Source organism: Paenibacillus eucommiae, assembly GCF_017874215.1.
Taxonomy (GTDB): Bacteria; Bacillota; Bacilli; order Paenibacillales; family NBRC-103111; genus Paenibacillus_AI; species Paenibacillus_AI eucommiae.
The window spans coordinates 78,456-90,492 of the sequence record NZ_JAGGLB010000005.1 but is presented as its reverse complement, the minus strand read 5'-3'; the positions used below and the strand labels follow the sequence as shown (position 1 = coordinate 90,492).

At 45.9% G+C, this 12,037-nt stretch carries 10 protein-coding genes; 1 reads left to right on the top strand and 9 read right to left on the bottom strand.

The window, feature by feature from the left end; all coding sequences use genetic code 11:
• Positions 1 to 32: 32 nt before the first annotated feature.
• The 8 genes from J2Z66_RS43395 to J2Z66_RS09920 all read right to left on the bottom strand — a co-directional run bounded on the left by J2Z66_RS43395 (position 33) and on the right by J2Z66_RS09920 (position 9,104).
• Positions 33 to 1,481 (bottom strand): M23 family metallopeptidase, encoded by a 1,449-nt coding sequence (locus J2Z66_RS43395; RefSeq protein ID WP_209971241.1) that lies wholly within the window; start codon positions 1,479 to 1,481, stop codon positions 33 to 35.
• A 282-nt stretch (positions 1,482 to 1,763) separates the two neighbouring features.
• Positions 1,764 to 3,137, bottom strand: a complete 1,374-nt coding sequence (locus J2Z66_RS09950; protein WP_245375444.1) for an NAD-dependent malic enzyme — start codon at positions 3,135 to 3,137, stop codon at positions 1,764 to 1,766.
• Between the two features lie 116 nt (positions 3,138 to 3,253).
• Positions 3,254 to 4,678 (bottom strand): aspartate ammonia-lyase, encoded by a 1,425-nt coding sequence (gene aspA, locus J2Z66_RS09945; protein WP_209971239.1) that lies wholly within the window; start codon positions 4,676 to 4,678, stop codon positions 3,254 to 3,256.
• Positions 4,679 to 4,750: 72 nt separating this feature from the next.
• On the bottom strand, positions 4,751 to 5,698 hold the full coding sequence (gene speB / locus J2Z66_RS09940) for an agmatinase (protein ID WP_209971238.1): 948 nt from the start codon (positions 5,696 to 5,698) through the stop codon (positions 4,751 to 4,753).
• An 85-nt stretch (positions 5,699 to 5,783) separates the two neighbouring features.
• Complete coding sequence (locus J2Z66_RS09935; RefSeq protein ID WP_209971237.1) at positions 5,784 to 6,563, bottom strand: amino acid ABC transporter ATP-binding protein; 780 nt, start codon at positions 6,561 to 6,563, stop codon at positions 5,784 to 5,786.
• Positions 6,560 to 7,237 (bottom strand): amino acid ABC transporter permease, encoded by a 678-nt coding sequence (locus J2Z66_RS09930; RefSeq protein WP_209971236.1) that lies wholly within the window; start codon positions 7,235 to 7,237, stop codon positions 6,560 to 6,562. The genes J2Z66_RS09935 and J2Z66_RS09930 overlap by 4 nt, the downstream gene beginning before the upstream one ends.
• A 2-nt stretch (positions 7,238 to 7,239) precedes the next feature.
• On the bottom strand, positions 7,240 to 8,052 hold the full coding sequence (locus J2Z66_RS09925; RefSeq protein ID WP_209971235.1) for a transporter substrate-binding domain-containing protein: 813 nt from the start codon (positions 8,050 to 8,052) through the stop codon (positions 7,240 to 7,242).
• A 164-nt stretch (positions 8,053 to 8,216) separates the two neighbouring features.
• Entirely contained in the window at positions 8,217 to 9,104 is an 888-nt protein-coding gene (locus J2Z66_RS09920) for a LysR family transcriptional regulator (protein ID WP_209971234.1), read from the bottom strand.
• Between the two features lie 291 nt (positions 9,105 to 9,395).
• On the opposite strand from J2Z66_RS09920, the gene J2Z66_RS09915 reads away from it, so the two are divergent.
• Positions 9,396 to 9,902 carry a hypothetical protein gene (locus J2Z66_RS09915; RefSeq protein WP_209971233.1) on the top strand — a complete coding sequence of 169 codons (507 nt, stop codon included), beginning with the start codon at positions 9,396 to 9,398 and terminating at the stop codon, positions 9,900 to 9,902.
• A 16-nt stretch (positions 9,903 to 9,918) separates the two neighbouring features.
• On the opposite strand, the gene J2Z66_RS09910 is transcribed toward J2Z66_RS09915, so the two are convergent.
• Complete coding sequence (locus J2Z66_RS09910) at positions 9,919 to 11,853, bottom strand: copper amine oxidase N-terminal domain-containing protein (protein WP_209971232.1); 1,935 nt, start codon at positions 11,851 to 11,853, stop codon at positions 9,919 to 9,921.
• Between the last annotated feature and the right edge of the window lie 184 nt (positions 11,854 to 12,037).

Genomic DNA, 12,037 nt, shown 5'->3' with positions numbered 1-12,037 from the left:
TCTTCGATTCATGGAAAAAGCACCCACCCCTCTCAGGATGAGCGCTTCAAAAGCCACAAAAAAGGAGAAGAATCAAAAAACAGATTCGGGTTTACAGGAACATTATGCGCCCAGAATGTAAAATGCAGGTGGGGGCCTGTAGAAAATCCAGTAGTGCCGACAAGTCCTATAATGTCACCTTTTTTCACTTTATCTCCAGGCTTCACTTTCAGCTCAGATAAATGAGCATATTGCGAGAACAAGCCCATTCCATGATCCAAATAAATGGCGTTCCCCGTCAGGTACAGGAGCTCGGCTAAGGCCACGATCCCATCGTTAGTCGCCTTAATAGGCGTTCCTTCCTTCGCTGCAAGGTCGATAGCGCGATGCGAGCTGTCCAGCTTGCCATTTACATAACGTGTATAGCCAAACGGCGTCGTCAAAATACCTTCGATAGGCTGAATGAAGGGCTCGGAAAATAGAAACTCCGGTGCGGAGCTGCTGCGTGCCAGATCGATCTTTTTCTGATCCGCATTAATTTTATCCGTTTCCTGCTTCATGCTCTCCATTTGCTTCGTTACCTTGAGATATTGGGTTTCAAACTTTTTCTCCTTAATGGTCAAAAGCTGATCGCCAATCGGATACTGTCCGGGTTTGGCACTCATCGAAATCGGCACATAGGTAAAGTATCCGGAGCCAAAGGGCTTAAGCGTATAAGTCTTCCCTTCCCAGACGACCTCTCCCGCTTCCTTATGCCTCACAAGCACCACATCTCCCGGGGCAGCTGCCGCAGGCAGGAGGGTCCAGTCAGAGCGAATCGCTTCCTTCGCTGTTCCTTCTGCTGAGTAATAGGCGGCTTCCCGCTTCATATCGTCTATGCGCTGGCTTTCGGCTTGCAATTGTGCCGCAATCTCAGGTGCCGCTCCTTCAGGTTTCGCTCCATCCACCCAGGTTGCTCCGCCATCTGTTGTCACTAACAGAGACCCCTCCGGATGATCAGCATGACTTACCAGCGCCCAACCTATGCGATCCGTAAGGAACTGTGCTTTCTTCACCTCAAACTCCTTGGCTTGAAAGCTTACAGTACGCGGTGGCTCCACAGCCTGAAACCAATCAGCCATCTCCAGCTGCCAGCTGCCATCGGCTGCAAGCTGTTCCATCTGCTCAGGGGCCATATCCAGCCAATTTGCTCCCCCGTCTTCCGTTGCTGCAGCACTATCTGTATATTTAATCCAACCGTGTTGGAGATCCTGCATGTGGAAATCGACCATTACTTTTTTGACTACTGCCACCGTTGGTGATGGCTCCTGCTGTTGATCGACTGTCCCTGTCTCACCCGTCCCACCGGCCGCAGGCGCAGGTGCGGGTGCATTGGCAGGAAGCTGCACAAAAACAATTACAGCTAGAAAAGCAGCAAGAAACACTCCCACTAATAAAATTCTAAACTTGGCAGATTGCCATATGTGCGCCCCGCTCCTGTGTCTTTTATCTTGCGGATTCATCTTACTTCTCCCGCCTCCCTTGTACCAATGGACTCTTCTTCTTGCTTTGCTTGTATCTTAATAGTACGATATCCTGCGGCAAATATCCATGTTAGCTGAAAGATAGACGAGAAGCCATCCGTGCTCATTTAGCGATGAAAAACATCATTAAGTGACTGATTGCACTGGAAACACTGCCTTTAACGATCAAAAACATCGTTAAGTCAAGCACGGACACAAAAAACAGCACGCCCCCTTACGGAAGCGCACTGCCCAAACATAATGGTATTTTGTGCTGCACAATTACCGGTACTCCCGTGGAATCCGTCGGGCAACTTTTGTCAGAATGGCCGCTTCCACCACACCATCGCGGACCAGCTTGACTACATCCGGATTGAAAACACTAGGAATAATGTAGTATTTGTTTCGTTCATCATCGGATATTACAGAGGCGATTGCCTCTGCCGCAGCCAGCTTCATTTTTTCATTAATCGTCGTCGCCCTGCAATCCAAGGCCCCACGAAATATGCCGGGGAAACAAAGAACATTATTAATCTGATTGGGGTAATCAGAACGCCCGGTTGCTACTACAGCGGCAATATCCTCTATTTCATCCGGATCAATCTCTGGCGTTGGATTGGCCATCGCAAATACAATCGGTTCGGCGTTCATCGTCATCACCATTTCGCGGCTTAGAATCTTGCCTCGTGATAATCCGATAAAAACATCGGCACCCTTGATTACATCCGCCAGCGATCCGCTGCTTTTGTGAGGGTTCGTGTTCTGAGAATACCAATTCCACATGGGATTGGTGTATTCATTACCTGATACGATAGCCCCATCTTTATCGACACCTATAATTTCTTTCGCTCCAGCTGCAAGCAAAATTTTTGTACAGGCGATTCCTGCTGCGCCAATACCATTAACGACAACTTTAATCTGATCGATTGATTTATTTACGAGCTTTAACGCGCTAATTAGTCCTGCATACAAAACAACAGCTGTACCATGCTGGTCATCGTGGAACACGGGAATATCCAATTCCTCTTTTAAACGTTCCTCTATCTCAAAGCATCGCGGGGAAGAGATATCCTCCAAATTAATGCCGCCAAAAGCCGGCGCTATCGCCTTTATCGTTCGGATAATTTCCTCTGTATCCTGGGTTTCGAGACAAATAGGAAACGAATCCACATCCGCCATTTGCTTGAATAGCATCGCCTTTCCTTCCATGACGGGCATCGCCGCATAGGGACCGATATTCCCCAGGCCTAGAACGGCGCTGCCATCGGATACAACTGCAACCGTGTTGCGCTTAATCGTTAACGTGAACGACTTGCGCTGGTCCTCTTGAATAGCCATGCATACCCGGGCTACATCCGGAGTATATACACGAGACAAATCATCACGATTCTGAATGGGAACCTTCAGCTTCGTTTCTATTTTTCCACCCAAGTGCATCAAAAACGTTTGATCGGACACATTTACCAAATTCACGCCATTTAATTGCTGCACTTTTTCTGAAATCTGTACGATTTGCAAGGAATCTGACACGTTCACCGTCAAGTCACGAATGGTCATATCATGTTTCATTTGAATGACATCAATCGCTACCAAATCACCGCCCTCATCCGAAATGATTTGGACAATGTCGCTAAATTTAATCACATCTGTTTTCATTTCCAGACGTAATATGATACTTTTGCCTGTAATTAATTTACCAAATTCACGCTCCACAAAGGTCCCTCCTGATACTTCAATAGTCGATGCCATAAGGTTATCCTTGCTCTTTTCCATTAGTCCCGCAGCGCTTTCCCCGCTATTCCGGGCTGAGTCATCTGATAAATGTCAAGAATTTGATCCAGCTCTTCTTCCGTCAGCACTTGATGCTCCAAACATAACTCACGAACGGGTCTGCCTGTCACAATTGCTTCACGGGCGATTCTTGCCGACGCTTCGTATCCCAGATGAGGGTTCAGTGCAGTCATAATGCCGACGCTGTTCTCGACGTAAGCTTTACACCTCTCGGTGTTCGCCTCGATGCCCTCCAGGCAGTGCGTGCGGAATACCTTAAACACTTGATTCATCATGCTTAAGGACTGCAGCAGATTAAACACCAGGACCGGCTCCATCACATTGAGCTCCAATTGTCCCGCTTCCGAAGCCAGGCAAATGGTATGGTCGTTCCCAATGACCTGGAAGGCGACCTGATTGACGACCTCGCACATGACCGGATTTACTTTACCCGGCATGATAGAGGATCCGGGCTGACGCGCAGGCAGGCTGATTTCCCCCAAGCCAGTGCGTGGTCCAGAGGCCATAAGACGAAGGTCATTGGCGATTTTGGACATATTGATCATGCATATCTTTAAGGCGGCGGAAACCTCAGTATAGACATCTGTATTTTGTGTGGCATCAGGCAAATGCTCCGCATTAATGACAGGAAATCCGCTAATTTCAGCCAAGATTTCCACTACCCTTGCCATGTAGCGGGGTTCTGCATTCAATCCCGTTCCAACAGCCGTGGCGCCCATATTCACTTCCAGCAAATGGTCCCTCGTTTGGCTGATTCTTTTGATATCACGGCTCAGCACGCGGCTGTATGCCTCGAACTCCTGCCCAAGCCGGATTGGAACTGCATCCTGCAGGTGTGTTCTGCCCATTTTAATCACACTATCGAATTCCACGGCCTTGCGGGCAAAAGCTGCATGCAAATCTTCCATCGTTACCAACAGCTTTTCGATTAACGATAAGGCTGCAAGGTGGATGGCAGTTGGAAAGCTGTCATTGGTCGACTGCGACATATTTACATGGGTATTGGGACTGATGGAGAAGTAATCTCCCTTCGTTCCTCCCGATAATTCGAGGGCACGGTTAGCGATCACCTCATTGGTGTTCATGTTGATGGATGTTCCAGCACCGCCTTGAATGGGGTCAACGATAAATTGATCGTGCCACTGGCCTGAGATGATCTCTTCAGCTGCCTGAACAATGAATGTCCCCATGCCGGGAGTAAGCTGCTTAATCTCCATATTGGATAAGGCGGCCGCCTTTTTCACCATGGCCATGGCGGTGATCAATTCTTCATGAATTCTGTACCCCGTAATCGGAAAATTTTCGACAGCCCGTAACGTTTGGATACCATAATAGGCACCGACTGGCACTTCCTTTTCTCCCAAAAAGTCTTTCTCCAACCTTACGCCGCCGGTCTCGTGTACCAATGAATTCTACCTCCATTTGCAGTAATTTAGGAGTGCCATGGTCATACAACCATGGCACTGACCTGTTTCAAATTATTTATTTTGCATATTTTCTTTTCTTTTCAAAATATGCCCCATGAAATTTAAAATCGTCATCGCCGCTACCCGGGTTGTCTGACCCGCGGGGTCATATTGGGGAGCAACTTCTACAAAATCGAAACAAACGATATCGCCCTTTTGAGCCAAGGCTTCCAGCATCGAATTCAGTTCATCGAAGCTAAATCCACCTGGAGATGGTGATCCTGTACCTGTTGCGATAGAGATGTCGAATGCATCAATATCAATCGTTACGTAGTACCGCTCCCTTTGGGGAATTTTCTCCATCACCTTCTCGACGCCAAGCTCCTTCGCTTCTCTTGCGGAAATAAGCACACTGCCGTATTCCTTAGCGGCATCGAAATCTTCTTTCCGGCTGCTGCCCAGTCCTCTTAGCCCTATTTGGGCCATTTCCTTGATATGACTCATCTCTGACATACGGCGCATCGGGCTGCCATTCCCTAAACGCTGCCCTCCCGGAGCGTCAGACCAATCCAAATGGGCATCGAATTGAACAACGGTAACCGGACCTAGTGAATCCAGTGCTCTTGCTACAGGAATGGAAATGGAATGGTCTCCTCCAATAACAACGGGAATCGTTCCTTTTTCAACAATTTGTCGGACTGCCCACTCAATGGCATCAAAGGATTGCTCAATATTGCCATGAATGACATCGGCGTCTCCACAGTCTACAATTTTCCAAGGGGCCGCAAGAAATACTTCATCACGTTCAGGATCATAGAATCCCGCATCTCCTCTGGAATAATGTGTAGATACTTCTCTTACGCGCCTTGGTCCAAGCCGGGTTCCTGTCAAATACCCAACTCCAGTATCATAAGGAATACCCAATATAGCCATATCTGCTTCCAAATTTTCAAAGTCTGTACAGATCGGATACTTAGCAAAAGAGCAAATACCAGTAATGGGCATATTAATTTTTTTCATAGAGTTAATCTCTCCTTGATGTCTTGTATTAGATTATGTGACCATACTTGTGACTGATTCCATTTCGACGCAAGCTACGACGTAACTACATCGTTACTGCGCCGGCATTTTTATTCAGAATTTGGCTTAAGAATAATTTCGTCCGTGCTTGAGTAGGCTCCTTAAAAATTTTGCCTGGAGGCCCTTCTTCAATAATGATACCTTCATCCATAATAACTACACGGTCTGCAACCTCCTGAGCGAAGCTCATCTCATGCGTTACGACAACCATAGTCATCCCTTCTACAGCCAAGTTCCGCATAACCTGCAAAACCTCGCCTACCTTTTCCGGGTCCAAAGCTGAAGTGGGTTCATCAAATAGCATGACCTTCGGCTTCATCGCCAGAGCCCGGGCAATCGCTACCCGCTGCTTTTGTCCCCCGGATAAGCTGGATGGGCGGCTATCTGCTTTTTCCTCCAGACCAACCTTACGCAACAAATCGGATGCCAATTTCCTTGCGTCCTCTTTGCTCATTCCTCTTAGCGTCTCAGGAGCCATCGTAATATTTTGCAACACGGATTTATGGGGAAATAAATTAAACGATTGGAAAACCATGCCCACTTCTTGCCGCAAAGCATTAAGTTCCTTTTGTGGAATTTCCTTGAGCTGGTCATTCATTATCATTTTGCCAACAGGCTTGCCCTCAATTAGAACCTGCCCTTGGTCAAAAGCTTCCAAATAATTGATACACCGCAATAACGTACTTTTCCCTGATCCGGATGGGCCCAAAATAACTACGACCTCTCCTTGCCTCACCTCAAGATTTACACCGCGCAGCACATGATTGGTTCCAAACGTTTTATGCACATTGCTGATTTTGATCATCGGATGTCATCTCCCATACTCAGCCTTCTTTCCAGCATAAGTCCCAGATACCCTATAAGATTGTTAATTAAATAATAAAGAACGGCAATCGCCAGCAAAAATTCCATCGTCTTATAGGTATCTGCAATCATAAGATTGGCTTGTCTGAAAAGCTCCACTACAGTAATCGTAGATAATAAGGAGGAATTCTTGGTTAGAGAAATCAATTCATTGGTCATCGGGGCCAGCATCCGAATAGCCGCTTGCGGAATAATGATTTTACTCATAGTCTGCGCATACGAGAAGCCAAGGGAACGTCCCGCTTCCATTTGGCCCTTGTCAATCGATTGAATCGCACCACGAATGATTTGCGACGCATAGGCTCCGCTATACATGGCTAAAGCTATAACTCCCGCCATCCAAGGAACAGTATCAATCTTGAACACCATGGGAAGCCCGTAATACAATAGAAACAGCTGCACCAGTAAAGGCGTTCCCCGGAACCAGGATAAATACGCCAGCGAGATATAGGTCCAAGGCTTAAATTTGGAGATTTGCCCGAAAGCGATTACAGTTCCGATTCCAATGGCCAACACGAAGCTGGCACATGTGTATAAAATCGTTAACCACAAAGATCGTAACAGCAGGCTTATCGTTTCCCAGTGAAAAAGAACAGAAAAATCGAAGGACTGCATGATTATTCAACCCATTTCTTTATAATTTCATCCGTTATTCCTTTTTCTTTCATCTTTTTCAAAGCCTCGTTAATGGCCTTTGTAAATTCCGTATTCTCTTTGCTAACACCGAACCCGTAGTAATCCTCAGTGAGCTTATTTGGGAGTACTTTAACTGTCCCCGCATTTTCCTTCTCATATCCTTTGGCGGAAGGGAACGAAGTCACCACAGCATCCACCTTACCTGTCTCCAGTTCCAGGAACAACTCCGTGTTTTTATCTACCTTCACAACCTCGATATCCTTATAATTATCCTCAACGAATTTAACATTCGCCGTACCAATTTGAACCGCGACCTTTTTACCCTTCAAGTCTTCCATTCCGTTGACTGTATTATTATCTTTTTTCACTAAAAGAGATACACCGCTAGGATAATAAGCATCTGAAAAATCAATCGTCTTTTTGCGCTCGTCAGTAATATACATCGCAGATGCGATCATATCGAACTTCTTAGCCTGCAATCCCGGAATCAGACCTTTAAATTCGGTGTCCACAAACTCAACCTTTTCAGCCCCTAATTCTTTCGCCAAGGCTTCAACCATCTCAATGTCAAACCCTTCAAAGCGATCTCCTTTTTTATATTCGAATGGCTTTAAGGTAGCGTCTGTTCCGACCCTCAGTATTTTGGTTTTGGCAATATTGGCTAATACGGCATCCGAACTCCCCGGCTTGTCTGAGGATGAAGAAGGCGTATTGGTACCGCTTCCACAAGCAGTTGCTAAAAGCATGAGTGCGCCAAGCAATACCAAATGGACCCTCTTTTTCGTTGTCATCATGATGAACTCCTCCTTTTGATATTTCCAGCAAATAAAGCGCTTTATTTTTTTCGCGTTTCATTTGTAATCCCAATATAGCATATATTTTTTAAGCCGAATAATCATCATTGCCTTGGTTTATATAGAAAAAATTAATAGATGCCCTAGCCGGGCTTTCTCCCCGATTAGGCTTCCCTATTGTGAAAATTAAAATTCGAAAAAAATTGAAGCGCCGGGCTATCGGCTTTCTCCTTTAAATACATGACAGAAATCTGCATCGTACTCTCCAGGTTGGTCTCTAAGGGAACTCGCGCCAGTATGTTACTGCGCAATTCTTCATGAACGGACAGCTCCGGCAAAAAACAAATTCCCATACCTTTCGCAACGAGTCTTTTGGAGGTTTCCATACTATCTACTTCGACGATCACATTGGGTCCGGATGGCAAAGGTTCAAATAATCGCGTAACAAACAGCCATTCCACTGAATTATGGTCATAAAAAATAAGATCGTATTCAAAAATCTCTTGCACAGTAACCGATCTGTTCTTACTAATTAGAGGGTGCTCCGGATGAGCATAGAGGCCAATAGCGCTGCTTGTGATCATTTTGGATTCGAGTTTCTGGTGATGGGTGGAGCGGATGACTCCAAAATCTACATCTCTATTCAAAATTTTGTTGATGATTTCTTCAGAATGATTTGAAATGATGTTGATTTTCATCTTTGGAAAAGCACGCCTCAGCTCCGGCAAAACCTCAGGAATCACATAATTAGAAATCGAATTGGAGCAGCCTATTCTTATTTGATCGGGGACAAACAGGTTTTGCTTAAGCTTATATGTGGCTTCTTGCTGTAAATTTAAAATCTTCTCCGCATAGGGAACCAGTTTTTTTCCACTTTCCGTCAAATGAACCTTCTTGCCTTCACGATTAAATAAAGTCGTGCCCACCTCATGTTCCAGGGAACGAATCCGCGCTGTAATGGAAGGCTGCGTTAAATAGAGCGCTTCCGCCGCCTTTTGAAAAGTACCAAAATGAACAACGTAAATAAACGTCTCCAAATTATCCAGATTCATTCTTCTCCCCCTGTCATGTGATATGAAGTTATTAATGAAGCGATAAAAGAATTTATTAGAAGTGATTAAAAAATTGATTATAGCACAATTGAAAGTTTACATCACGTGTCACCATATTATCAACTGGGAAAAAAAGATGCATCAGCCTGTAACCACCTATATCCACCTATACTCACCTAAATCCGACTTGAGAATTCGCCGCTCTGCTTTTCTTCCTCGACCAATTATGATAAATTTGAGAAAAGATCATGAATCGTGGTGCAGCAGAAACCATCCTAAGGAGACCGTCTATTGAAGAGCAGCCCTTTTGATATGCTGGAACAAGCACAAACAGAGCAAGATTTACTTGCTCTGCAAACATTAGTGAATCAGGGAGGACACTCCTGCTTCTATCGGCTCTTGAATGGCTTTACTGCCAGGATCAAAGCCTTTGCCGATACGGAAGAACAGGAAGTTGAGAAACTGCTGAGCCTTGCGAAGCAATGGTTTCCGACTCCGGTTGTGTTCAGTCCCTCATGGGAACGGATCTGGGCTGAGCTGGAGCAGATCATAGCCTATAAAGTGATGGTGCTGCAATCCGTACCTGTCGGAGAGAGAGACGGGGAGTGGCAGATCGTGATGGATAATCCCGCCACCATCCAGGAGGTCGTCTGCTACCCTGGCCTGCCCTTTATGGAGGCCGCCTACCTGTTCGCCTACTTCCGTCCTCAAATGGTAGCCAATGAATACCTGCGGCTGCAAAAAGTGCAAACACTTCTGATGGAAATCGGGTCCGTCCCTTCTATTAATACTAACTAAAGGGACCGTCCGCGCATTAGTATTGCCAATGCTTCTCTTCCCAATTCTGTTGGGCTTCCAGGCGAAGCTGCTTAAGAGCTGCTCCTGTCATAGGCTTGGAAGAAGGATTTGTATGATCTGTATTCATAATTACAAGCCTTGACGAGGCCTCCCACATCACCTTCACTCCGAGTGCTTCTGCTGCAAATCTTGCCGGGATGTAGGTGCGCTGATCTACCAGCTGTGCCGGAACTTCCAGTGTATAAGGCGTTCCATTGATGTAAGCAGTCTTGCTATCCAGTGTCAGCTCCAGCAGAGTATCCTTCGTCCTGGCTGTAATCTTGCGGCTAGCTGCCTCCCAGGCAACCGTGGCTCCCATATGCTGAAACAGCTCACGGAAGGGCATTAGCGTTGAGTCCTTATGAATGATGGGCTCATCCTTAAGGCGCAGCAGCTTTCCGTCCAGGACTACAGCTGCTTGATAGGTAATCCTCTTCGGCGAAGATAAGATCTCGCTCAGCCAATCACTGGCTGTAGGTATGGGCTCTGTGAAGACATGGCCTAGAAAATTCCGCCAGGCTCCATCATTCGCATCCAGATAGGGCACATCTCCCGTATAGAAGAGTGGCGTAGATGGCTTGGGTATCATTTGATAAACCAAATGTTTCTTGCCAACCTGCCCATCATCATACCTGAGCTCAATATCATAAAGCGCCAGCAATAATCGCTTGGCTCTTTCCGGCGTAATAGCAGGCACGACTTTATTGGGGTAAACATGTTCAGATAGCTTTGAATCTATTCTGACCAGCTTGCCATTCGCTGCATCAATCTGTATATCCACGGATTCCCCTACAATAGGGATCCCGCTCGTTCCTCTTTCAAAGCTAAAATACAGCATGTTGTTATCCTTATAAAGACTAACGTAACGTTCAGATAGCTGATCGGCATAAGCCGGGTATACCTTTTTGAGATAAGCTATAGCACTAGCTCTTGCTGTTTGTTCATCTATAGCTGGCTTGGCAGCCGGGGAAGGAACTGCGCCACCACTCGTCGAATTACCCTGTCCTGACTTCAGCTGAGTGAGGCTTATTGGCTTCCACTTGTCAGGATCATAGTGCTGTTCATCATACTCTTTAAAGGTGCCCTTTACAGCATCCAAGGTTAAAGATTCCAGTGAATATAAGAGCCATGGCTTTTGATCCATCCAATAGAAACGTAAAACAGGTCTGAGCTTGTCAAAAAAGAGATTTTGAGCAGTTTCTAGAGGAATAACGTTGTTAATATCAGGGAACTCGTTATCCTCGTTCCAACTCAAATAGTAGTTAGCTACTTCACCCGTTATTCGGTCAACGTAAATGGAGGAAGTATGACCATAAGGGATACCATCGTGGGAAAGATTGAAGCGGATCTTGCGCAAAGACAGGTCTTCAAATCTCGTGTCCTTCCCTGGTTCAGGGTAGGGATTAAGTATCCAGGCCGCATTAAGCTTCCTTGCGTAGCTAGCAATGAAAGACTCAGCAATGACAACAGCCTCATCTCGGCTTACCTTTTCATCTTTAGCATCAAACTCTTTAAATACCTCTTTAGACCAATCCTTATCAGGCTTACTCTTTGCTTCGTTATATCCCAGGACGAAACCGTCGGCTGCATTCAGAATCACAGACCCGCTATGCAAAAGCTGTCCATAAGCATTTTTGACGGGTCCCGCAAAGCTCAATGACCACTTCATCTGATCAGAAGAAGCGCCTTCTGCTCTAACATCCGTCACTTCAGTTCCTGCTGGAATGAGCTTCAAATCCCTTACCCTTGTTATCACCTGTTCCTGGGTCGTGATGGTCATAGACTTGGACGTGGCGCTGTCGGGCTCAGCAGATGCACTAGATAAAGATGTGGATGTATCTACAATGGATACTAACAATAGCAGTAACATACTGAGTGCCGTACAAATGGATATGAATTTCGATAACCTCAAAAAAAGCGCCTCCCCAAAAAGGATTAATCTTCCTTTTAAGTTAGACGCTGTATGTGAATAAAGGTTGCTTTTGAAATAAGAAACATTTCGGGCCTAGCATTTGGTTAACTGCGTAATAATGTCCCCGAATGGTCTAACCATATGATTATTGTTGTTCCGTCACTGAGTTATCACCCACAAGACG

What these genes read in the sequence shown, in the direction of transcription:
- J2Z66_RS09950 (WP_245375444.1), bottom strand. Translation starts at nt 3,137, where the DNA reads ATGAAAACAGATGTGATTAAATTTAGCGACATTGTCCAAATCATTTCG.
- J2Z66_RS09930 (WP_209971236.1), bottom strand. Translation starts at nt 7,237, where the DNA reads ATGCAGTCCTTCGATTTTTCTGTTCTTTTTCACTGGGAAACGATAAGC.
- J2Z66_RS43395 (WP_209971241.1), bottom strand. Translation starts at nt 1,481, where the DNA reads ATGAATCCGCAAGATAAAAGACACAGGAGCGGGGCGCACATATGGCAA.
- J2Z66_RS09920 (WP_209971234.1), bottom strand. Translation starts at nt 9,104, where the DNA reads ATGAATCTGGATAATTTGGAGACGTTTATTTACGTTGTTCATTTTGGT.
- J2Z66_RS09925 (WP_209971235.1), bottom strand. Translation starts at nt 8,052, where the DNA reads ATGATGACAACGAAAAAGAGGGTCCATTTGGTATTGCTTGGCGCACTC.
- speB (WP_209971238.1), bottom strand. Translation starts at nt 5,698, where the DNA reads ATGAAAAAAATTAATATGCCCATTACTGGTATTTGCTCTTTTGCTAAG.
- J2Z66_RS09935 (WP_209971237.1), bottom strand. Translation starts at nt 6,563, where the DNA reads ATGATCAAAATCAGCAATGTGCATAAAACGTTTGGAACCAATCATGTG.